The organism is Haloprofundus halophilus (genome assembly GCF_003439925.1).
Classification (GTDB): domain Archaea; phylum Halobacteriota; class Halobacteria; order Halobacteriales; family Haloferacaceae; genus Haloprofundus; species Haloprofundus halophilus.
In genome coordinates this window covers 1,105,851-1,126,035 of the sequence record NZ_QQRR01000002.1, presented here as the reverse complement: position 1 = coordinate 1,126,035, position 20,185 = coordinate 1,105,851, and the positions used below count along the sequence as shown (strand labels likewise).

General features: G+C 65.7%; 23 protein-coding genes. 14 read left to right on the top strand and 9 right to left on the bottom strand.

Annotated features, from left to right (window positions below; all coding sequences use genetic code 11):
- Positions 1–107 precede the first annotated feature (107 nt).
- Together DV709_RS15395 and DV709_RS15390 are read left to right on the top strand one after the other, a co-directional pair.
- Positions 108–485 carry a winged helix-turn-helix domain-containing protein gene (locus DV709_RS15395; protein WP_117595268.1) on the top strand — a complete coding sequence of 126 codons (378 nt, stop codon included), beginning with the start codon at positions 108–110 and terminating at the stop codon, positions 483–485.
- On the top strand, positions 482–766 hold the full coding sequence (locus tag DV709_RS15390) for a DUF7521 family protein (protein ID WP_232819756.1): 285 nt from the start codon (positions 482–484) through the stop codon (positions 764–766). Before DV709_RS15395 ends, DV709_RS15390 begins: the two co-directional genes overlap by 4 nt.
- 94 nt (positions 767–860) lie before the next feature.
- On the opposite strand, the gene DV709_RS15385 is transcribed toward DV709_RS15390, so the two are convergent.
- Positions 861–2,315 (bottom strand): arylsulfotransferase family protein, encoded by a 1,455-nt coding sequence (locus DV709_RS15385; RefSeq protein ID WP_117595267.1) that lies wholly within the window; start codon positions 2,313–2,315, stop codon positions 861–863.
- A gap of 188 nt (positions 2,316–2,503) precedes the next feature.
- Positions 2,504–2,851 carry a four-helix bundle copper-binding protein gene (locus DV709_RS15380; RefSeq protein ID WP_117595266.1) on the bottom strand — a complete coding sequence of 116 codons (348 nt, stop codon included), beginning with the start codon at positions 2,849–2,851 and terminating at the stop codon, positions 2,504–2,506.
- A gap of 262 nt (positions 2,852–3,113) precedes the next feature.
- Here DV709_RS15380 and DV709_RS15375 point away from each other — a divergent pair, with 262 nt between their 5' ends.
- Positions 3,114–3,422 carry a HalOD1 output domain-containing protein gene (locus DV709_RS15375; RefSeq protein WP_117595265.1) on the top strand — a complete coding sequence of 103 codons (309 nt, stop codon included), beginning with the start codon at positions 3,114–3,116 and terminating at the stop codon, positions 3,420–3,422.
- A gap of 21 nt (positions 3,423–3,443) precedes the next feature.
- Here DV709_RS15375 and DV709_RS15370 read toward each other — a convergent pair whose 3' ends face one another.
- Positions 3,444–5,273 (bottom strand): thrombospondin type 3 repeat-containing protein, encoded by a 1,830-nt coding sequence (locus DV709_RS15370; protein WP_117595264.1) that lies wholly within the window; start codon positions 5,271–5,273, stop codon positions 3,444–3,446.
- 191 nt (positions 5,274–5,464) lie between these two features.
- Here DV709_RS15370 and DV709_RS15365 point away from each other — a divergent pair, with 191 nt between their 5' ends.
- Positions 5,465–5,851 (top strand): SWIM zinc finger family protein, encoded by a 387-nt coding sequence (locus DV709_RS15365; protein WP_117595263.1) that lies wholly within the window; start codon positions 5,465–5,467, stop codon positions 5,849–5,851.
- A gap of 286 nt (positions 5,852–6,137) precedes the next feature.
- Here the strand turns inward: DV709_RS15365 and DV709_RS15360 are convergent, their stop codons facing one another.
- Both DV709_RS15360 and DV709_RS15355 read right to left on the bottom strand, forming a co-directional pair.
- Entirely contained in the window at positions 6,138–6,356 is a 219-nt protein-coding gene (locus DV709_RS15360; RefSeq protein ID WP_117595262.1) for a cell surface protein, read from the bottom strand.
- 67 nt (positions 6,357–6,423) lie between these two features.
- Positions 6,424–6,771 (bottom strand): DUF7344 domain-containing protein, encoded by a 348-nt coding sequence (locus DV709_RS15355; protein WP_117595261.1) that lies wholly within the window; start codon positions 6,769–6,771, stop codon positions 6,424–6,426.
- Positions 6,772–7,104: 333 nt separating this feature from the next.
- Here DV709_RS15355 and DV709_RS15350 point away from each other — a divergent pair, with 333 nt between their 5' ends.
- The gene (locus DV709_RS15350; protein WP_117595260.1) at positions 7,105–9,135 is read left to right on the top strand and encodes a bacterio-opsin activator domain-containing protein; all 2,031 of its coding nucleotides are present in this window, start codon (positions 7,105–7,107) and stop codon (positions 9,133–9,135) included.
- 84 nt (positions 9,136–9,219) lie between these two features.
- On the opposite strand, the gene DV709_RS15345 is transcribed toward DV709_RS15350, so the two are convergent.
- The 3 genes from DV709_RS15345 to DV709_RS15335 all read right to left on the bottom strand — a co-directional run bounded on the left by DV709_RS15345 (position 9,220) and on the right by DV709_RS15335 (position 11,156).
- Complete coding sequence (locus DV709_RS15345; protein WP_117595259.1) at positions 9,220–9,741, bottom strand: YciE/YciF ferroxidase family protein; 522 nt, start codon at positions 9,739–9,741, stop codon at positions 9,220–9,222.
- 133 nt (positions 9,742–9,874) lie between these two features.
- Positions 9,875–10,312, bottom strand: a complete 438-nt coding sequence (locus tag DV709_RS15340; protein ID WP_117595258.1) for a hypothetical protein — start codon at positions 10,310–10,312, stop codon at positions 9,875–9,877.
- The gene (locus DV709_RS15335; RefSeq protein WP_117595257.1) at positions 10,305–11,156 is read right to left on the bottom strand and encodes a ParA family protein; all 852 of its coding nucleotides are present in this window, start codon (positions 11,154–11,156) and stop codon (positions 10,305–10,307) included. Before DV709_RS15335 ends, DV709_RS15340 begins: the two co-directional genes overlap by 8 nt.
- Positions 11,157–11,569: 413 nt before the next feature.
- Here DV709_RS15335 and DV709_RS15330 point away from each other — a divergent pair, with 413 nt between their 5' ends.
- On the top strand, positions 11,570–11,800 hold the full coding sequence (locus DV709_RS15330; protein WP_117595256.1) for a hypothetical protein: 231 nt from the start codon (positions 11,570–11,572) through the stop codon (positions 11,798–11,800).
- Here the strand turns inward: DV709_RS15330 and DV709_RS15325 are convergent.
- Positions 11,797–12,900: a tyrosine-type recombinase/integrase gene (locus tag DV709_RS15325; protein WP_117595255.1), complete on the bottom strand. Its 1,104-nt coding sequence runs from the start codon at positions 12,898–12,900 to the stop codon at positions 11,797–11,799. The two genes, DV709_RS15330 and DV709_RS15325, sit on opposite strands and share 4 nt — an antisense overlap.
- 296 nt (positions 12,901–13,196) lie before the next feature.
- Between DV709_RS15325 and DV709_RS15320 the strand changes: the two genes are divergently transcribed.
- From DV709_RS15320 to DV709_RS15285, 8 genes are all read left to right on the top strand, one after another.
- Entirely contained in the window at positions 13,197–13,586 is a 390-nt protein-coding gene (locus DV709_RS15320; RefSeq protein ID WP_117595254.1) for a MaoC/PaaZ C-terminal domain-containing protein, read from the top strand.
- Positions 13,583–14,257 carry a DUF4166 domain-containing protein gene (locus DV709_RS15315; protein WP_117595253.1) on the top strand — a complete coding sequence of 225 codons (675 nt, stop codon included), beginning with the start codon at positions 13,583–13,585 and terminating at the stop codon, positions 14,255–14,257. Before DV709_RS15320 ends, DV709_RS15315 begins: the two co-directional genes overlap by 4 nt.
- 190 nt (positions 14,258–14,447) lie before the next feature.
- The gene (locus tag DV709_RS15310) at positions 14,448–15,296 is read left to right on the top strand and encodes an aldo/keto reductase (RefSeq protein ID WP_117595352.1); all 849 of its coding nucleotides are present in this window, start codon (positions 14,448–14,450) and stop codon (positions 15,294–15,296) included.
- 79 nt (positions 15,297–15,375) lie between these two features.
- Complete coding sequence (gene msrA / locus DV709_RS15305) at positions 15,376–15,930, top strand: peptide-methionine (S)-S-oxide reductase MsrA (protein WP_117595252.1); 555 nt, start codon at positions 15,376–15,378, stop codon at positions 15,928–15,930.
- A 62-nt stretch (positions 15,931–15,992) separates the two neighbouring features.
- Complete coding sequence (locus DV709_RS15300) at positions 15,993–16,175, top strand: DUF5786 family protein (protein ID WP_117595251.1); 183 nt, start codon at positions 15,993–15,995, stop codon at positions 16,173–16,175.
- A gap of 276 nt (positions 16,176–16,451) precedes the next feature.
- Positions 16,452–17,000, top strand: coding sequence for a metal-dependent hydrolase (locus DV709_RS15295; RefSeq protein WP_117595250.1), 549 nt, complete (start codon positions 16,452–16,454; stop codon positions 16,998–17,000).
- A gap of 215 nt (positions 17,001–17,215) precedes the next feature.
- Positions 17,216–17,977 (top strand): helix-turn-helix domain-containing protein, encoded by a 762-nt coding sequence (locus tag DV709_RS15290; protein WP_157972761.1) that lies wholly within the window; start codon positions 17,216–17,218, stop codon positions 17,975–17,977.
- 513 nt (positions 17,978–18,490) lie between these two features.
- Positions 18,491–20,092, top strand: coding sequence for a right-handed parallel beta-helix repeat-containing protein (locus DV709_RS15285; protein ID WP_198665732.1), 1,602 nt, complete (start codon positions 18,491–18,493; stop codon positions 20,090–20,092).
- The last annotated feature ends 93 nt before the right edge of the window (positions 20,093–20,185 follow it).

The window sequence follows — 20,185 nt, the reverse complement described above, 5'->3', positions numbered from 1 at the left end:
CGGTCTGACGCCGGCGGCGAGAATCAGTCGAATCGAGCGGGCGAAGATACGAACCGACCACCTGTGAGCCGAACGAACTATCTTCCTGCCGTCGAATTACTCGGTCGATGGTGCGCAAGCAACTGGAATCCGCTCGCGCAGCCCCACTCCAGGAGGTGTTGGACGCCCTGGACGACCCCGACTGTCGGACTATCGTTCGGCAACTCGACGATGCCATGACCGCACGACAGCTCTCAGACGCCTGCGACATACCCCTATCGACGATGTACCGCAAACTCGAGCGCCTCACCGACGCGTCGCTGCTCGACGAACAGACCGAGATTCGAAGCGACGGCCACCACACCACCTGGTATCGAGTGTCGTTTCAGTCGGTCGAAATCGGCTTGGACGAGAGCCGGCAGTTCGAGGTAGTGATAACCCGGCGCCCGCAGTCCGCCGACGAGCGGCTCGCAGACCTGTGGTCGCAGGTCCGGAGGGAGACGTGATCGACCCGACCACGCTGAGTCCGCTCGTCGTCGCGCTCAAGACGCTCACCCTCGTTCTCGGCGGACTCATCACCTACTACGCGTACAAGGCGTACCGACGGACCGGGGCGGTGGCGCTTCGACTGCTCGCCATCGGGTTCGGTATCGTCACCCTCGGGTCGTTGCTCGCGGGCGCCGCAGACCAGGTGCTCGCGACCGACCAGATGTACGCGCTCGTCGTCGAAAGTGGACTCACCGCCGTCGGATTCGCCGTCATCGTCTACTCGCTGTACGTCGACTGAATCGGCCGAGTGCGAACACGGGACAGCGTTCCGGACGGTCGGTTCGGTCGGGGCGAGACGGTCGGTTCGGTCGGAACCGAGCGGCCGACTCTCCTCAGTCGTCGTCGCGGGTCGTCGCGGCGCTGGTGTCGGCTCCCCGCCCGCGTCGTCGCGAGACGAACCGGCCGACTTCGACGCCGACGAGCCCCACGAGACCGACGAGGCCGACCGCGAGCGCGAACAGTTCGGGGATTCCCATCCACACCGGCGTGATGTACATCAGGCCGTTGAGATACTTCCCGGGTATCACGTTCTTGAGGCCGATCCAGAACTGCTCGTCGACCGAGGGGTTGCGCGAGCCGATGTCGGCGGACTGTGCGCTCGGACCGCCGCTGGATTCGTCACCCGTGCCGAGGCGCTCGGACTCGTAGGGGAACGCGATGTTGACGCTCCAGACCACCTCTCCCTCTTCGTCCACCTCGAACACGCGGTTGCCGTTGGAGTCGGAGACGAGCGTGTGGCCGTTCGGCAGCCGGTCTGCGTCGCGGGGCCACTGCATCTGGGCGTCCCGCCACTTCCACGTCTCGACCCACTCGCCGTCTTGGCGCTGGTACTCGATGACCCGGTTGTTCTCGGAGTCGCCGATGATGACCGCCGGCCCGCCCTCCGATTCGGGGATGTAATCGGGGTTGTGCTGCTCGTTGAGGATGTCGTAGTTGTCCTCCTCGCCGAGCGTCCAGTCCTCCTGGACGCCCTCACCGGGTTCGACGAAGATGACGCGGTCCATGTTGCGCGGACTCAGCATGAACCGACCGTCCTCCAGCACCTCGACGTCGTTCATGTGCGTCCAGTCCTCGGCGTACGGTCCGCCGCTGTCGGCGGGGTCGTACTCCTCGCTGGCGTTCCACGTCCACGTTATCTCCTCGGTCTCGGTGTTCACGACGAACATCCGGTCGAAGAGGATGTCGGCGACGGCGTAGTGCGTCTCGTTGATGCGGTCGCCGTCGTGCCAGCGCGAGGAGTGCTTCCCGGGCGTCTCGACCGAGTAGATGGTCTCGGTCTCGCCGGTCGTCAGGTTCACGCGCTCGATGCCGTTCTCGGTGCAGGCGTTCACGTCTCCGTGCGCTTCGAGGTAGGTGTCGAGCGTCTCCTGGTCGACGCCGAGCGTTTCGGCGTCCCACTCGTCGGGACACTGGTTCGGGTCGAGGTGGTCGGCGTACAGGTACTCGACCGTCGCGTCGGTGCCCTCGACGGGGTCGACGTCCCAGTAGCGCGTGTGGGTGTCGTTGTAGTACAGCGTCGACCCGTTAGGGTTGAACGCGACCAGTTCTGCGCGCGCGCGCGGTCCGTCGGCGCTCTCGCCGCGCCAGGAGTTCGAGTCTGTGGCGACGACGGTGATACCGTCGGCTTCGGGGGCGATCTGGGCGCTCGGGTCGGCGACGCTATCCCCGTCGAGGTTGCTCTCGAACGTGGACTCGGTCGCCGACGAGACGTACCCGACTCCGACGGCGAGTACGGCGAACGCGATGAGGGCGGCGAAGACAACTCGGAGACTAATCCGTCCGGCCATGACTACGCTATCGGCGAGAGCCGGTTTATCCCTTGTGACCATTCTCGACGAGTAGGGGCGGATTACCCTCCGAGAACGTCTCTATCGCCGAATATGTCTTCCTCAGCGAACTGAATCTCGGACGAAAAATCGTGTCGTTCGTCGGTCGCTTCGGCGGTCGGCGACTCCCGCCGACCGAACCGGCAGCGTTACGCCGACGCCATGTTCCGGCAGGACTCCGCACATTCGCGGAGCACTTCTGCGCACACCTGACAGTGTTCGTGGTCGTGCTGTTCGCACTCCTCGGCGCACTCTTCGCACGCGCCGGCGCACACCTCCGCGAGGTGATTGCTGTAGTTCGAGTTGCGAGCCATGAACCGTGCGTGCATCGACGCCACGTCAGCGACGTCTCGGCAGAGTCGGATACAGCGTTCCATCCCCTCGCCTTCGTCGATACACTCGTCGGCACACCACTCGCACGCCTGCGTCGCTTCGAGGCAGTTGTCGAGGCAGTCGCGCTGTTCGTCGGACAGGTGAGAGATCTGTTGAAGCGCCATGCACGGTAGGGTCAACGTCCAGCATTTAGCCTTTTGTGCCTGTGAGAACCACCCCATCGACGGCTCGAACTTCGGATTCGAATCCGAGTCGAGACGGCAGTTATCCTCCGAAACCTCATCCGCGTCGACCGGGCGTCGAAGGCGACGACCGCTGGACGACAGTATGGCCCAGTTGACATTGTAGGCGCGCGTGGTTATCATAACTGCTTAGGGCCGTTGTGTGGTCCTTCGCGTATGAGAACATCCGGCGAGTGGAGGTAGCATGACGGAGCGCACAGACGACGGTATCGACTCGTTGGGCTATCGCATCACCGAGGAGTCGTATCGGACGTTCCCTATCGCCGGTGACCCCGTCAGCGAAGTCGTCATCAGAGCCGTGGCGAGGGCGGTCGACCGCGACCCGCTCGAACTCGACCAACTGTACGGAACGGTCGACCCGGATGCGCTCGACGACCTCTTCACCGACCGCCCGTCGAAGCCGGCGGTCGACGGTCAGTTCGTCTTCCTGTTCAACGGCTGCGAAGTCGTCATCTCGCCGGACGCCGTCGCCGTTCGTCCGCTCGACGGCTGACGTCCCCGGAGCGACCGTCCGTCACGCACCGACCGGCCCGACCGCCGCCGCCGACACCATCGATTTCAGCGAAGTGAGCAGCCGTGCGGCCCAGAACGCCACGGGATTCGTCCGTCGCGTCGGGTCGGTTCCTGCGTCGACCTCTCGCCCGTCTCCGTAGCCGTCGCCGTCGGTGTCGACCCGTTCGGGGTCGGTGCCGAGTTCGCGCTCGGTGGCGTCGGAGAGCCCGTCGTCGTCCGTATCGCCCGCCGCGTCGTTCGACCCCGAACGCTCTCCGTCGACGTCGGAGGCCTCACCCGAGTCGTCCGTCTCTCCCGAGTCGTCCGTCTCACCGCCGTCTTCGGCGGCCGAGCCGTTCGTCCGCGGGTGTCCGTCTCCCGCCGGGGCGCTGTCGGCGTCGGCGACGAACGGGTTGGTCCCGGCCGCTCGCTCTTCGGCGTTGGTGAGGCCGTCGCCGTCGGGGTCGTCACCCGGATACTGCGTGTAGAGGGCTGGGCGGTCCGGCACGGGCGGGGCCGCCGTCGTCCGGACGTACCGGTCGAGGTCGTCGCCGACGGACCGGTCGCTCACTTCGACGACTATCTCCCGGAACGACTCGTAGTCGAGTCGGCCCTCGTGGGCGTTGACCCGCTCGAACACCGTCGTCAGCGTCCGCTCGCCGCCGGTCGCCTCGTGGATGGACGCGTCCAGCGACGCGAGCACGCGGGGGCCTTTCCGATACGGCACGAGCGGAGTCGACCAGTTCGTCGGCGTCGACAACACGGCGTCGGCGTGGGCGTCGGTGCTCACGGTTCCTCGAAACCGCTCGTACGCGAGGTCGCCCGACTGCAGCGAGAGGTAGCTGGCGTAGTACTCCGCGCTCGCCTCGCGGAACCACCGCATCTCCTCGCTCGCCCGGTACGACTGCCGCAGGTGGACGTACTCGTGTACCCAGACGTTGCTGTCGGCGTCGACCGAAGCGTCGTCGCGGACCCACGCCGTCGCCCCGCCGTCGAAGCTCAAGCCGCCGGCGGTCGTTCGGACCGACTCCGCCGGAATCGCGAACAGGTGCGTCGCCTCGTACTCGCTCTCCGGCAACCGGGCACCCGCCGAGGCGACCGAGTCGAGCACCGCCGACGGTTCGGACCTCAGCGACGCCGCCTCCGGGACGACGAGGGAGACCCGCTCGTCGCCGACCGTCCGGTCGTACACGTCGACCGGGCCCAGGAACGCGAACACCGACGTGGCGTAACCGGGTCCCTCGACGGTGACGTTCGTCGAGACGCCGGTCGCACCGACGGTCCGTCCTCGAATCGATGGGGTGAGCCGGCGGACGTCGACGGCGGCCCACTCGCCGGTGTCGACGCCCGCGCCGTAGTGGTCGAGCGTCGTCTCGCTCACCGACCGCTCGAACGCCAGCGTGGGGCGAGACGTCTCCCGGTCCCAGCGGTAGACGCCCGGTTCGACCCGCTCGAACCCGTCGGACGCGGAGACGGTCCGCGACGAGTTCCCGCGGAACCGAAGCTCGAGCGCGGTCGTCTCGTCGGCGAGGTGGTAGGTCACCTCGGCGCCGACCCGTCCGGACGGTTTGGGGTTGGAGAGCCGGATTCGTTGCTCGATGCCGATAGCCGTCGCCTCTTCGGCCACCGACGGCTGGAGGGCGGTAGTCGCGGTGGACGGAGACGACGCCGGGTCGTCGACGACTTCGCTGCTGTCGCCGCTCTCGGCGCCGACACCTCCGACATCGTCGACACCACTGACTCCTCCGACGCCCCCGACGCCATCGCCGACCGCGACGCCGGCGCTCGCTGGTTGGACGAACAGCAACACGGCCAGAAAGACGACGAGCGGCCGTCGAACGCGTCCAGTCACGGTAGTACTATCTGCGGAAGCGACTATCAGCGTTTTGCTGACGTTGGGCAGCCTGCACAGATTGGTCGACGAACGCTCCCGTCCGACCCGTCCGGAATCCGACGGAACGTCGATTTATGCCCGTGCAGCACCTGAACAGCGTGCGAACAGACGACCGAACTTCGCCTCGCCGAAACACACCAAGGCGACACATGACCTCGAAACCAGACGTTCCAGACACGACAGCAGAATCGACTTCGGACCCCGTCGACGAACGCGACGTGCGCGCGCTCACCGAGACGATGTTCGTCGACAGAGAAGCCCCCGACTTCTACCGCGTCCGCACGGGTAACGGCGACGAGTACGTCGTCGACACGCGCGAACCGGCGTGTACCTGTCCCGACTTCCAGTACCGCGACGTCCGCTGCAAACACGTCAGGCGGGTGCAGTTCGAGGTGGGCGACCGCGACACCGAAACCGTCGCGGACGACGTTCACACCGCGCTCGCCGACCTCGACGACCGGCTGGCCGCACTCGCCACCCGGCGAGCCGAGTACGTCGGCCTCCTATCGACGATCGAACGGTTCGACCGCCGATAACGCCCGACCTGTGACGACTCGTCGAGCGACGGCCGTGACTCGTGACTCGCCGAGCGACGGTTCGTGACTCGCTGAGCGGCGGTTCGTGACTCGCCGAGCGGTGATTTGTCGAACGACGCTCGCTGGCTCCTCGGTCGTCGCCCGTCACAATTTTCACACAGTCTGAAAATTCCACGATGTTCGTGTGTGCAAGTGTGAACGGTCCGACTTCCGAAACTCGGCGCTCGAAGCGACTGTCGCGGCGCTCCCGGTTGGTTCTTAGTCGGCGAGAAAACGGTCTGACGAGTTATAGCTCTCCGCGTTGGCCGTACTCGTCTTCGGCGTCCGCGGAGAAGAGACTCCGTTCGACTTCCGTTTCGGTTCGGTCAGCGACGTCCCGGTAGGCTTCGAGTCCGACCGAGAGCAACCCCTCTATCGCGCGTTCTTCGGTGAGAAACTCCTCCGCGGCGAGACGCTCGAACTGTGCTTGCTTGTCGTTCGGGAGCGTGATTTCGATCTGCGCCACTGTGTCTACGCAGGTTCGTCTCCGGTGTGAAGATGACCCCATAAGAGATTGGGAGTTCGACGGAAGATTACAGACTGACCCCGTCGATGTCGTCGGAGAGTTCGGTGACGACCCGTTCGTCCTTGTCGAAGTAGAGAATATCCGCCGCTTCGAGTTTCGGTAGGTCTACGTGGTACAAACTGACTCGGATTCGTTTTCGGTCCGTCGCCTCGTCGGAGATCTCTCCCGGATTCTGCGCGACGACAGCGTCGACGAGTGCGTCCAACGTCGTCGGTTGCGAGCACGCTTGGAGCGCTCGAACGGCCTGTTGACGTCGACTGCTGGCGAAGAGTGTCTGGAGTTGCTCGGTGGAGAACGACGTGACCAGGCGACTTCCGAGTTCGGACGTAGTTGCGTCGACGGGTCTGTCGTGCATCGCTCGAACGTTTATATCGAACTATCATAGGTAAACGGCCAAAAGAGATTGGTTCGTCGATAAAACAGTCTGTGACAGCAGCACTCGCACCCCAGCAATTATGGGCGCGCGGACGGTAAAACGAGCACCGACATTCGGGCGCGAGCCGAGCGCGGCCGCTCCCGTCTCGACTGTCCCACATCCCGGCTGTGTACTCGTCGACTTCACGCACACGGGGCTCTTCCGACTACGTGCCGTCACGCCGAACATCACTGTCACACCGAACATCGCCGCCACACCGAACATCGCCGTCACACCAATCACACCGGTTTGCGACGCACATCTCCACTAAAGATGTCACACCAGAACACGCCGGAAGATACACGTCGAATCGCTTCGGAATCCCCCGACACGACGTACCGTTGCACTATCTGGCTCAAGACGGACGGAACCATCGCCGCGGTGACCGACCTGTTCCTGGAGACGACCGGCTACACCCGCGAGGAGCTCGTCGGCCACGACGCGCTCGAACTGTTGAGCCAGTCTACCGGAGAGGACGGCTCGGTCGACGACGAGCGTAACGACGCGCTCGCCGAGGCGATTCAGCGCCTACTCGACGCCGACACCATCGCGGTCGAGACCGTCGAGACGGAGATATCGACCGCCGACGGCGACACCGCCTCGTTCGCGCTGGACCTCATCTCGCGGCCGCCGGACGAGGAGTTCCGCGGCTCCGTCGGTGTCCAACCGAGCGAGAGCGAACAGGACATCCGGGACCGCGAGCTGTGGGTGAAAACGCGTGCGATGGACGACGCCGGCATCGCGCTCTGTCTCTCGGACCCCAACCGTCCCGACAACCCGCTCATCTACGTCAACAAGGGGTTCGAGGAGGTCACCGGCTACACGGCCAGCGAGGCGATCGGGCAGAACTGTCGCTTTCTCCAGGGCGCAGAGACCGACCCCGAGACGGTCGACCAACTGCGCGAAGCCGTCGACGAGGGCGAGTCCGCCTCCGTCGAACTGAAGAACTACCGCAAAGACGGCACGCCGTTTTGGAACCAGGTCGAGATCGTGCCCATCCGTGACGAACAGGGCGATATCGTCCACTACCTCGGCTCACAGCGAGACATCACCGAGCGGAAACGGCGGGAGAAGCAGCTCCGCGAGCAGCGCGAACAGCTGTTGGCGCTCGACCAGATCAACCGCGTCATCAGGGGAATCAACAGCGCGCTCGTCTCGATGTCGACCCGCGAAGAGGTCGAGGAGATCGTCTGCGAGCGTCTCGTCGACTCCCCGTCGTACGACGCGGCGTGGATCGGCGAGGTGAACAGCGCCCGCGGAACGATTTCGCCGCGCGCCAGCGCCGGCATCGACGCCGCCTCGCTGAGTTCGGAGACCGAGTCGTTCGACGCCACCGACGTCGAGCACGGTACCCCGGCGATGCGAGCGACGCGAAGCCAGGAGGTCGAAGTCGTCACCGACGTCGAAGACGAACCGGACAGCGAGTGGCGCTCGTGGGCCCTGGAGAACGGCTACCACTCGGTCGCCGCCGTCCCCATCGGGTTCCAGGAGTTCCAGTACGACGTGCTCACTATCTACTCGTCGCGCGAACACGGGTTTACCGGTCAGGAACGCGACGCAGTCGCCCAACTCCGCGAGATCGTCGGCCACGCCATCAACGCCATCGAGCGCAAGGAAGCGCTGTTAGACAACATCGTCGTCGAACTGGAGTTCGTCATGCGCGACCCCGACAGCCCGCTGTTCGCGGCGACCGACGACAGCGACTGCACGGTGACGTACGAGCGGACGATTCCGCTCGCCGACGACAAAGCCATCCAGTTCATCCGCGTCCACGGCATGGGCTGGGAGGAGGTCCAGGCCGCGCTCACCGACGACCCTTCCGTCGACCACGCCCGCGTCGTCTCCGAACAGGAAGACGGCTGTCTGGTCGAGATTCGCTCGCCGGAGACGCCTATCACCTCGAAACTGGCGACGTACGGCGGCCAGGTGGTAGAGGCCGTCGTCGAGGACGGCGAGTTCCGCGTCGTCGCCGAAGTGCCCCACGAGATAGACATCCGCGAAATCGCCACCGCGGTCCAACGGGCGTACCCCGACGCCGAGCTCGTCGCCCAGCGGTCGACGACGCGCAGCGTCCAGACGCTCAAGCAGTTCCAGTCCGCGCTGGCCTCGCGACTCACGGACAAACAGCAGGCCGCTCTCGAAGCGGCGTTCGCCGCCGGCTACTTCACCTGGCCGCGCGAGAGCACCGGCGAGGAGATCGCCGAGGGGCTCGGCATCGCTCCCGCGACGTTCCACGAACACCTCCGAAACGGACTCTCGCAGCTGCTCGGGGCGTCTCTGGAAGGCGCCGACCGCTCGGACTGAACTCCCGGAAACGTCGAGCGGTGTCGAAAAACGTTCCGCCGGGGCCGGACGCTCGACGCCCGACCGCTCGGCTGACGACCCGGTTCAGCCGGTGAGCTTCTGGAACAGTTCCTTGAGCTTCGACCCGGTCGCCATCGTCTGGAGTTCGTCCAGAGTTCGCTGCTCTTCGTCGAGGTTCTGTTCCAGCGGGTCGGTCACGTCGCTACCCATGTCGAGTCTGTCGGCGAGCATCTGGAGGCTCTCGTAGCTCGTTATCTCGAACCGCTCGGTCTTCATTCCGGCACCGAGATAGTGGACGTTGCGGAGTTCGTCTTCTCCGACCATCTCGTCGAACGACTGCTTGTCCTGGAGCATGCCGTCGAGCGCGTGTACCTCGTGCTCGAACGGGTCGCGGTCGATGGCGTCGAACACGCGCTCCAGCCGTTCGACCTGTTTCCGCGTCTCGTCGCGGTGGTCGGCGAACCCTCGGCTGATGTTCTCGTTCGGCGTCTGCATCGCGAGCTCGTCGAGCGTGTCGACGAGTCGGTTCTCCACGTAGTACATCGCGCCGAGTTCGTACTCGAACAGGTCTCGAAGCGTCTGCAGGGATTGAGTTTCTGTGGCCATGGTTCCGCACGTGGTTTCGCCACGAGGACGCGGATAAACGTTCGTCGACCGTCAGCGTGCGCCGACGGTCTCTTCTCCGAGTGTATCGAGTGTGACCGACCGTCGGTTTCGGCGACGGCTACCGCGCACGCGCTCACCGGTCACGCGTCTCGACGACCAGTGCGGCGATGTCGTCGGCGTGCTCGGCGGCGACGCGCACCAGCGCGTCGTGAAACTCCCGTCCGGTCACGTCGCGGACGCCGTACTCGCGGCGGAGCGCGGCCTCCACCTCGAACTCCAGGTCTTCGAGCGCATCGAGCGTCTCGTCGCGGACGTAGACGCTCTTGGGCGTCGTCTCCTCGAATGAGAACGCGGGTCCGCCCTCCTCGTCGGTCGACGCCGACGCGACGGGGCCGGAGTCCGACCCCTCCTCGACCGTTTCGCCGTCGGTCGCCTCGCTGTCGGTCGCCTCGTCGTCGCCGACCGTCTCGGCGGGTCGGTCGGTCTCATCGCGCTCGACGGCCTCGCTCTCGCGCTCCGCCTCGTCGCCGAGCGCGTCGCTCAGTCCCGCGAACCGGTTCCCGTCAGGCACTGGCGGTCACCTCCTCGTCCCCGCCGGCGTCGACGGCCCCCGATTCGACGACGCGCGCGAGTTCGTCGAGTCGGCCGACCATGTCGTTGTCCGGTTCGTACTCGCGGAGCGTCTTTCCGTCGCGCCAGGAGCGGCGGAACGCGATGCGTCGGCGCAGGCCGGGGCCCGGAGAGTCGTCGTCGTCGAACTCGCCGCTCCGGGCGAACTCGGGGAGGTACTCGGCGAACGGCGACGACTCCAGATCCTGGATGATGCGCTTCTCCTCGTTGTTGCCGCTGAGGTCGTTCGGCACGATGGCGAGCAGGTCGAGGTCGACCTCCTGGCGGATTGGAACGATCTGTTGCTCCCACATCCGCTCGAAGCCGCTGACGCTCGGTTCGCTCATCAGAAGCGGGACGATGACGTTGCCCGACCCGATGAGCGCCGCGTCCGACAGCGGTCCGAGACTCGGCGGCGAGTCGATGACCACGTAGTCGTACCGGTCGCCGAGAAGCGGTTCGACGATACGTCGGCGGACCCACAACACGCCGAACGTCGAGTTCCGAACCCGGTCTTCGGCGCCGTCGAGGTCGACGTGGGCCGGAACGACGTCGAACCCCTCGCGTTCGTGTATCACCGCGTCGATGGCCACGGGGTCGTCCTCGGTGAGCACGTCGCCGATGTGCGGGCCGTCGGCCTCGTAACACTCCTTGAGACCGACGCCTTCGGTCGCGTTCCCCTGCTGGTCTAAATCGACGAGGAGCACGTCGTTGCCGCGCGCCGCGAGCGCGTCCGCGAGGTTGATGGCGACGGTGGTCTTGCCGACGCCGCCTTTCTGTAGCGAGACGCTCACCGCGCGACTCATCGACGCTCACCCGGTCCGGACTGGCCGAACCGTCTACAAATTGTACACTGTCTCCGATGTGGACACCGCGCGCCAACTGTCGACCGTCTCATCGGTTCACCACGTCTCTCCGGCGTGTCTTAACGTTATCCACGTCCCGACGACGTTCAGAAATTTCTGCAATTTGCACACTGTGTGCCCGGCGACCACGGACGGTTCGGTTCCGAAATAACGTTCTTCTGTCCCCGGTTGCCGTCGGCGTCGCACGCGACGCTCGCGTGCACCCTGGTCAGTTACTGTTCGGACACGCGTCGGTTGCGAGCGTTGCACCGGTCCCGTCTCTCTGTACTACCCGTCGACTGCCGACGTCGTTGTCTCGCTCGCAGTGCTGAATCGCCATCAGTTATTCACGTCTCGCGCCCGTCCGGTACGGTATGGCGTCACAACTGTCCGAGGACGACGTCGACAAGCCGGTGTACGACGACGACGGAAACGAAGTCGGGACCGTCGACGAAGTGACCGACGAGGGCTTCTACCTCCGGTTCGGCGAGGGTGTCCAAGTCACGTGGAGCGGTGCAGACGAGGAACGATACCCCATCGGCTCGGGCTCCGTCGCGGACGTGACGGCGGACCGCGTGACGCTCGAGGGCGACTTCGAGGGTTAGTCGCGCTGTAGAACTCGGTCGACTTCTCTCGCAGTCTCGGCCGCACGGATGTCCGAGTACGACTCGTGGGTCGTCTCGATACTCGCGTGTCTGAGCGCCGACTGTGCGAGTTCCGCGTGGCCGTTGGCGTACAGTTCGTGGCCGAGTCCGCGTCGCGCGCCGTGGGGCTTGAGGTACTCGCCGCGCACGTCGATACCCGCGTCGGCACAGAGACGTTTCATCACGCTCCGCGCCCCGTTCGTCGTGAGCGACGGCGGCGTTACTCGTTCTTCGCGGAGTACCGCGGACAGTGGGTCCTCCGAACAGCGGTCGTCTATCTCCTCGTCGGTCCACCCCCGCTCGCCGAGCTGCGTCTCGACGGCCCGCCGGAGCGACGGGCCGTGAGCGGTCGGAAACACCGGCCACGACGAGTCTGCGGGTTCACAGCGCTCGCGGTAGTCGAGAAGCGCCGCGCTCGCGCGCTCGGGCAGCTGTGCGTACTCGTACTCCCGGGATTTCCCGAACACCCGAACGGCGTTGGCGTCGACGTCGACGTCGCTCCACCGGAGTCCCGTTCGTCGCTCGTCGGCGGCAGCGGCGAACGCCTCGCCGCCGCGGACTCCCGAGAGCGCCAGCAGCGAGACGAGCGCCCTGTTTCGGAACGCTCGACGGATCTCTCGGTCGGAGCCGTTCGCTCGCGCCTCCTCGGCTCGCCGGTCGACGTAGCTGAGTATAGCATCACGCTGTTTACGACGCCAGAACTGGCGGTCCCTGTCGCCGTGGTCTTCGGGGAGTTCGTCGGTCGCACGCGCCGATTTCGCCGGATTCGTCCCTGCCAACTCGTCGGCGACGCAGAATCCGAGAAACGCTCGGACGTACGCGTAGTAGGTGTTCGCCGTGCTCGCTCGGAGGTCGCCCTCCCGGACGAGTCGCTTGAGGTGTCGGGCGTAGCGCCGACAGTGCATCACCGTCACCGCGTCGACTGCGGTCACACCCGCCTCCTCTCGAAGCCACGCGGCCCACTCGGTCAACACCGAGCGGTAGTTCTTTCGGGAGTTACCCGCCTCGACGCCGTCGAGATACCGCTCGATAGTCGATTCGATGGCTGCCTCCTCGCGCATCGATTCGCACTGGTGGGCCCATCGGTAAATAGCTGTCAGTGACTCGCCGTCGGGATTCGATGGACCGGTGCGGTCGTCACGCGTCTGATACACTACTGGGTGCTATACGAATCCTCGGTCGACAGTTCCGAGCGTGACAGCGGGCGATGCGGGCTCTCGACAGGATGCCGTATCGACAGCCACGCGGCCGACGCGACGGACGCGTCAGTACCGAGCGCCGAGGTCGACGCCACAGCCGCGGATTGCCCGAGCGGCCCCTCTCATTTTACCCCGGCGCGAGCGTAGTACATCGAACGATGACACCGCCGACACCGGGCGAGAGCTACACCGTCGAACGAACGTTCACGCCCGAGGAGGTCGACCGCTTCGCCGACCTCTCCGGCGACACGCAACCGCAGCACACCGAACCGGACGACGAGGGACGGCGGATGGTTCACGGACTGCTGACGGCGACGCTCCCCACGCAGATCGGCGGCCGACAGAAGGTCCTCGCGCACACGATGGAGTTCACCTTCTCGCGCCCCGTCTACACCGGCGAGCGAATCACCTGCACGTGGACCTACGAATCGGTCGAGGAGCGGCCCGACCGGTACGACCTCGCCGCGAACGTGGGCTGCTCGCGCGGGGACGAACGCGTGCTGTCGGGGACCGTCACGGGACTCGTCCGGAAGGGCGAGAACCGATGACCGGCGTCTACGAGCGTGCGCTCGGCGACGGAGTCGACGACCTCCACCCGAAGGTCAGAGAGCGGTACGCCCTCGATGCCGACGACGACGTGCTCTGCGTCGGCCGCGGCGAGATGGACATCAGTCGCGGAACGCACGTCCTCCCGGCGCTGTACGCGATGGCCCCGCGGAATCTCCTGTTTCCGGAAGGGGGTCACGACGTCCCCTTCACCGTCAAAACCGTCGGCCTCCGCGACGACGCCGGGCGCGAAGCGCTGGCGACGATTCGGGAGTTCTCGTTCGGTCGGAGACGGCGGCGGTTCGACTCGCTAACCGTCTGGGACGACGAGAACGAGCGACTGCTCGACTTCCTCGGAACCGACGGTCCCCTCGTCTCGGAGCTTCTGCCCTCGGTCGACGCGGGCGCGCTCGTCGTCGGGAGCGGCCGACAGTGGGTTCGACGCGGCGAGCGATACGCCCGACTCCCCGGACCGCTCGCCGCGAACGTCGAGGTCCGCGACCGGTACGACGACGCCGACGAGCGATATCACGTCGATGCCGTCGTCGAGAACGTGCTCGCGGGCCACGTGCTCAGCTACCGCGGCGCGTTCAGCCAAGAGCGGCGGACGCTCGACGCCGTCCCGGACGACCTTCGACCGACGCGCGGACTCGACGTGTTGCCACCCCGGTGAACAGTTACCGGCGGTCGTCCGGCTCCCCGCTGGACCGCCCGTGCGCGCGAGCGCGAAGAACGCCGACGGTGAGTCGTTCGGTCGTCGCCGCGCCTCGGCGACGAGGGGCGAGCGTCGCGGGCGGCGAACGGCCGGTGGCGAGAGTACCGGTGCCACAAGAGGCTACTGTGTCGCGGCCGTCTTCCCCTCTATGACGGTCGAAAACCGAAGCGACACGTTCGATATCGGCGGCGAACTCACCGTTCACAGACTCGGCTACGGCGCGATGCGTCTCACCGGCGACGACATCATCGGCGAACCCGACGACACCGAGGAGGCCCGTCACGTGCTCCACGAAGTCATCGCGACGGGCACCGACCTCGTCGACACCGCCGACTCCTACGGGCCGGTCGTCAGCGAGCGACTCATCGGCGAGGCGCTCCACCCGTACCCCGACGACCTCGTCGTCGCCACCAAGGGCGGCCTGCTTCGGAACGACGACGGCGACTGGCTTCCGAACGGCGACCCCGACTACCTCCGGAACGCGATTCTGGGGAGCCTCGACCGACTCCGCGTCGACAGCATCGACCTCTACCAGCTCCACCGCCCGGACCCCGACGTCGACTTCGAGGAGTCGGTACGGGCGCTCGCCGAGTTGAAGGACGAGGGGAAAATCGGCCACGTCGGCCTCAGCAACGTCTCCGTCGAGCAACTCGACACCGCCCGCGATATCGTCGATATCGCCACCGTCCAGAACCGGTTCAACGTGGGCGACAGAGAGCAGGAGGACGTACTCGACGCCTGCGAGGACGCCGGCATCGGCTTCATCCCGTGGTACCCGCTCGGCGCGGGTGACCTCGGCGACAGAGCCGACGCCGTCGACGACATCGCAGACGCCCACGACGCGACGCCCCAGCAGATTGCGCTCGCGTGGTTGCTGCACCGCTCGGACGTGATGCTGCCGATTCCGGGCACCTCCAGCGTCGAGCACCTCCGCGACAACGTCGCCGCCACCCACATCGACCTCTCCGACGAGGAGCTGTCGCGGCTGAACGAGTAGCGCGCATCGACGCTCCACCGCGACCTCCCCGGACTCCCGGTTCCGTAGCATCTTAACGCCTCGCGCCCCTACCTCACCCATGGACAACACAGAGACGGCGACGCTCGCCGGCGGCTGCTTCTGGTGTATCGAAGCCGCGATGAAGGAACTCGACGGCGTTCTCGAAGCGACCTCCGGCTACACCGGCGGCGACGTGGCCGACCCGACGTACAGACAGGTTTGTACGGGCGAGACGGGCCACGCCGAGGCTGTCGAGGTCGAGTACGACCCCGAGAAACTGAGCTACGAGGACATCCTGCAGGTGTTCTTCACCGTCCACGACCCGACGACGCTCAACCGACAGGGTCCGGACGTCGGCACCCAGTACCGCTCTGCGGTGTACTACCACGACGACGAACAGCGCGACCTCGTCGAGTCGTTCGTCGAGGAACTCGAAGCCGAGGGCGCGTTCGACGACCCCATCGTCACCGAGATCGAACCGCTCGGCGAGTTCTACGTCGCCGAGGAGAATCACCAGGACTACTACGAGAAGAATCCCGGCGACGCCTACTGCACGTTCAACGCCGAACCCAAGATCAGAAAGGTCAGAGAGAAGTTCGCCGACAAAGCGAGACAGTCGCCGGCGGACGACTGACGACCCTGACACGAACACCGCCGTACCGCACCTGTTTTGTATCGGCGCCCGAACTTCGAAGTATGGGTTTTGGTAGCTACGACGAGTCCGAGCAGCGAGACCAGACTGTGAACGCCGACGCGGACGAGGGCGTGAGCGTTCACGAGAAGGACCACGACGGGAAAGTGACGTTCGACTCCGACGCGTCGACCGACGACCTCCTCTCGAAACTCGAAGACATCAAGGCCGCCGACGCCGACGACTGACGCCCGTCTGACACACGTTTATATACTGGTTGTTCATTTACGATGATACAGACCGCAGGGTGTCGGGAACACGGGTAGGGGTACACGGCGTTCACGCGCTCTGCGGAATTTTCAGTCCTCGAGCGGCCGCGCCGGCGATATCGTCTCACCCCCTCGCCGCAGTGGTCTCACCCCCTCGCCGCAGCCGTCTCGCCCCCCGTCGAGGTCTGTCGGTTCCCCGTCACCAATCGAGGGGAATCCGTGCGCTTATGCGGGGAAACGGATTTGGCGAACCCAATGTGGTTCCCCGCACATCTCGCCGTCGGCTACCTCCTCGGCGTCCGAGCGCGTCTCGCGCTGGGGTGGTGTCTGTTGGGCGCTGCGCTCCCCGACGTCGTCGACAAATCGCTCGGACTCGCCGGCGTCCTCCCCGCCTACCAGACCGTCTCCCACTCGATTTTCGGGCTCGTCCTCGTCGGAGCGACGCTGCGCGTCGTCGTCGACGAGGCGACCCGCCGAGCGGGCGTCGCCTTCGCCGCCGGGTGGCTCTCGCATCTCGGTGCCGACCTCCTCCAGTTGACGCTCGACGGACGGGGGGCGCACGCCGCCGGAATGCTGGGGTGGCCGGTGACGCACTGGTCGAATCCGATGGTCGACGGGTCGATACCGGGATACACGGACACGCTCCTGTCGGCGATACCGTTTCTCTCCGAGGGGTACGTCGTCCGCTACCTCTCCTCGCCGTCGTTCCCGGTCGAACTGGTCGTCTGCGTTCTCGCTCTCGGGCTGTTCGTCGCGGAGCGACGCCGACGGCCCCGGCCGGCCGCGGCGCAGTCGCGTCGATGACGCACGGCGGTCGGCGGCGACCGAACTCTGAGTGCTTATATCGTTGCTAAAGCCGCTCTCCGGTGGAGAAACAATCGAAACGGAGCTTTGGGTTTATCTGAGTTCCGTCCCCAGTACTCCGCTAGCATGAGGGTCCACTCTCACCCCACGATAGCGCCGGTGAAGGCGGCGACGCCGTCGACGAGCAGGTCCCGTCTCCGCAGGTGGGCGCTCCCGTGCCGCTGAGCATGGACGGCGACCCCGACGACCGTCACGGGCGGCAAACCGACGGGCCGACGGCGGCGTCCGGCCTCGAGACCGATCGCTACGGGCTCGTCGTCGAAGCGTACCTCGCACACCCCTCTATCCTGCTGTGTCCGACGCTCGACGCCGTCTCCGAAGCGACCGTTCGGCCGCAGTCGCAGACGACGTACCGCGGCCGCCGAACGCTGTTTTTCACCGCCGCGAACGTCGATTACGACGAGTTCGAGCGCGCGCTCGTCGACGACCCGACCGTCGACGACCCGACGCTCGTCGGCGTCGATCCGAACTACCGGACGTACCGCGTCGGACTGGGCGACTCGGCGCGGTGGCCCACGCAGATCCCTGAGGCGCTCGGCGCGTCGGTGACGACCGCCGAGAACAACAGCGGCGGGTGGCACGTCCGCATGCGTCTCCCCGGTCGAAAGATCCTCTCGAAGCTGAGCGCTCGCTGCCGCGAGAACGATGTCGAGTTCCGCGTCCGCCAACTGTACAGCCCCGACGCGGACAACGGCCAGGGTGGCGCTACGCGGTACGGTCTCACGGACGACCAGCAACGGCTGCTCCGAGCCGCCCACGAGATGGGCTACTACGACGTTCCGCGACGGAGTTCGCAAAACGAGTTGGCCGACCGGTTCGGCGTCTCCCCGTCTGCGGTCTCCCAACAGCTCCGTCGCGGTACCGGAACCCTCGTCGGAAACACGCTCGTCTCCCCCGCCTTCGACCCCGATTCGTGACCGTCGACTCGACGAAGCGGTTCGACCCGACGACGCCGTTCGACACGAACCCGAAACCGTCGACGCGGAGGCGTTCTCACCGAGATCGAATCGTCGGTGCCGATTTTTGATACGAAAGCGGTTTCACACCTTTTTTTCGCCCCTTCCGACCGCCGGCCGCCCCCGGGCGCTCGAATCAGCCAAACTCCCGAAAAACACCGCGAGAGACCGTTTAGCAAGCTCATAACTCGCTGGGCCGTCGGTCCGAAACCGGAGGGGACCCCTGCCGTCGACGCGTCGAGTGAGAAGCGCGGACTGCTGTCGATTTGGAGGTCAGTAATCTCCGGTTAATCGATCGTTATCGTCATCCTATACTTAAAACCTACAGTGATGAACGACTGTTTATTAGAACTGATTGTTCTGTATTGTTTCCACGAACGTTGCACACCTACCAAAATGATGACCACGTTAGGGGCACGATAACGGGGGGTCGAACACCGTTTTCGAGGATGGGGGTGCGACGGGTGACACACCATGGCGAACAATATGTACATCTGCGGTGACGAAGCGACAGTAGAAGCAAACGACGACGACGCGACGAACCGAACGCGACGCGGCTATCTCAAAGGCGTTCTCGGCGTGGGGGTCGCCGGGGCCGGCGTCCGGCTGGGAACCGGGGTCGGCGCGGCGTCTTCGTCCGATACGACCGACCTCTTCGCGGAGTACGACCGCGTGTACGACGTGGTCGAGGCCGGCGCCGACAACACGGGCGGACAGCCGATAAACGACGTTTTGGAGCGTCTCCGCGGAGACAACACACTCCTCGTCTTCCCGCCGGGTCGCTACCTGATGGACCGGCAGTTCCGGTTCTCGGGCTTCGAGCAGTTCGGTCTCGTCGGCAACGACGCGACGCTCGTTCCGGCGAGCTACCACGATTTCGAGGGACCGCAGTACCGGCTCTTCCGACTGGGAGTCCACTACGCTCCGGGTACGGATATCAGATTCGAGGGGTTCGAGGTCGACTTCACCGCCGACGACACGGGCATCCGCGTCATCGACGCGCTGGCGTCGAAGCGGCTGCAGGTCCGCGACGTCGACGTTATCGGCCACCACGACAGCGGAACGTGGGGGCCGGGTCGGTTCTGCGTCACCGACGAGGACGGCGTCGGCATCGTCGAGCGATTCCGCGCGCCCGACGGCGGCGCGTGGGTCGACGAAACCCCCAACGACGGCAACCTCTGGAAGGGGCCGAGCGGCATCGTCGCGAACGTCCACAACCACGGTGAGTTGACGTTCAGGGACTGCGAACTCGGCGGGTTCCCCGACAACGGCCTGTACGCCTCCGGGGGGACCGGAAAAATCGTCGTCGACGGCGGCCTGTACAAGAACAGCGACACCGCCAACATCCGCCTCGGCGGCGAGGGAAGCGAGATTCGAAACGCGACGGTCATCGTCGACGACAACCGCCCCCAGGACGTCAACCAGCGGGCGATTCGCCTCGAGAACGGTACGGATCTCTCGGTTCGCGACACCGACATCCGCATCCCGTCGGTCAACGGTCACGCGCTGACGGTGATGAACACCTGCGAGTCGACGTGGATTCAGGACGTTCGCATCTCGATGGCCGGCGACAGAGTGAAACACGGTATCGTCGTCTCTCCGGAGGCGGGCGAGACCACTATCTACCGCACGGCCATCGACATGAACACCCCCGGCGGATACGGCATCAAACTCGCCGACAGCACCCGGACGGCGCGGGTGAACTGCGAGAACGTGAAGATAACCGGGGACGTGGGCGACGAGGGCGCACGCTCGGCCATCTTCTGTGCGCGAGATAACGTGCGGCTCTCGATGGTGACCGTCGACCAGACGGGCGCGCCGCACCGCCGCGCCGTGGAGAACGTCGCCGACGACTGCAAGATATACGGCGGCGAGTACGTGGCGAGCGAGCGACCGATCTGTAACTACGGCGACGGCCTCCGCGTCGAGGGGACCTATGCCGAGTCCGCCGACGGCTACTACGCGCTGTATCTGTACGACCCCAGCCGCGACGCCTACATCAAACAGAGCACGCTCGCCAACGGCATCTACGACAAGAGCGAAGACGAGTTGCGCGCGTGGGGTAACGAGTTCTAACGTCGAGTGACGAGAACTAAATAAACTGAGCGGCGGTCACCTCGGCTGCGGACGCCGACAGCTTACGGCCGCCCGAATTCCGGCGGTAGACCC

Coding starts and splice junctions, on each gene's coding strand:
- DV709_RS15395 (WP_117595268.1), top strand. CDS start 108: ATGGTGCGCAAGCAACTGGAATCCGCTCGCGCAGCCCCACTCCAGGAG.
- DV709_RS15385 (WP_117595267.1), bottom strand. CDS start 2,315: ATGGCCGGACGGATTAGTCTCCGAGTTGTCTTCGCCGCCCTCATCGCG.
- DV709_RS15380 (WP_117595266.1), bottom strand. CDS start 2,851: ATGGCGCTTCAACAGATCTCTCACCTGTCCGACGAACAGCGCGACTGC.
- DV709_RS15375 (WP_117595265.1), top strand. CDS start 3,114: ATGACGGAGCGCACAGACGACGGTATCGACTCGTTGGGCTATCGCATC.
- DV709_RS15365 (WP_117595263.1), top strand. CDS start 5,465: ATGACCTCGAAACCAGACGTTCCAGACACGACAGCAGAATCGACTTCG.
- DV709_RS15355 (WP_117595261.1), bottom strand. CDS start 6,771: ATGCACGACAGACCCGTCGACGCAACTACGTCCGAACTCGGAAGTCGC.
- DV709_RS15350 (WP_117595260.1), top strand. CDS start 7,105: ATGTCACACCAGAACACGCCGGAAGATACACGTCGAATCGCTTCGGAA.
- DV709_RS15345 (WP_117595259.1), bottom strand. CDS start 9,741: ATGGCCACAGAAACTCAATCCCTGCAGACGCTTCGAGACCTGTTCGAG.
- DV709_RS15335 (WP_117595257.1), bottom strand. CDS start 11,156: ATGAGTCGCGCGGTGAGCGTCTCGCTACAGAAAGGCGGCGTCGGCAAG.
- DV709_RS15330 (WP_117595256.1), top strand. CDS start 11,570: ATGGCGTCACAACTGTCCGAGGACGACGTCGACAAGCCGGTGTACGAC.
- DV709_RS15325 (WP_117595255.1), bottom strand. CDS start 12,900: ATGCGCGAGGAGGCAGCCATCGAATCGACTATCGAGCGGTATCTCGAC.
- DV709_RS15320 (WP_117595254.1), top strand. CDS start 13,197: ATGACACCGCCGACACCGGGCGAGAGCTACACCGTCGAACGAACGTTC.
- DV709_RS15315 (WP_117595253.1), top strand. CDS start 13,583: ATGACCGGCGTCTACGAGCGTGCGCTCGGCGACGGAGTCGACGACCTC.
- DV709_RS15310 (WP_117595352.1), top strand. CDS start 14,448: ATGACGGTCGAAAACCGAAGCGACACGTTCGATATCGGCGGCGAACTC.
- msrA (WP_117595252.1), top strand. CDS start 15,376: ATGGACAACACAGAGACGGCGACGCTCGCCGGCGGCTGCTTCTGGTGT.
- DV709_RS15300 (WP_117595251.1), top strand. CDS start 15,993: ATGGGTTTTGGTAGCTACGACGAGTCCGAGCAGCGAGACCAGACTGTG.
- DV709_RS15295 (WP_117595250.1), top strand. CDS start 16,452: ATGTGGTTCCCCGCACATCTCGCCGTCGGCTACCTCCTCGGCGTCCGA.
- DV709_RS15285 (WP_198665732.1), top strand. CDS start 18,491: ATGGCGAACAATATGTACATCTGCGGTGACGAAGCGACAGTAGAAGCA.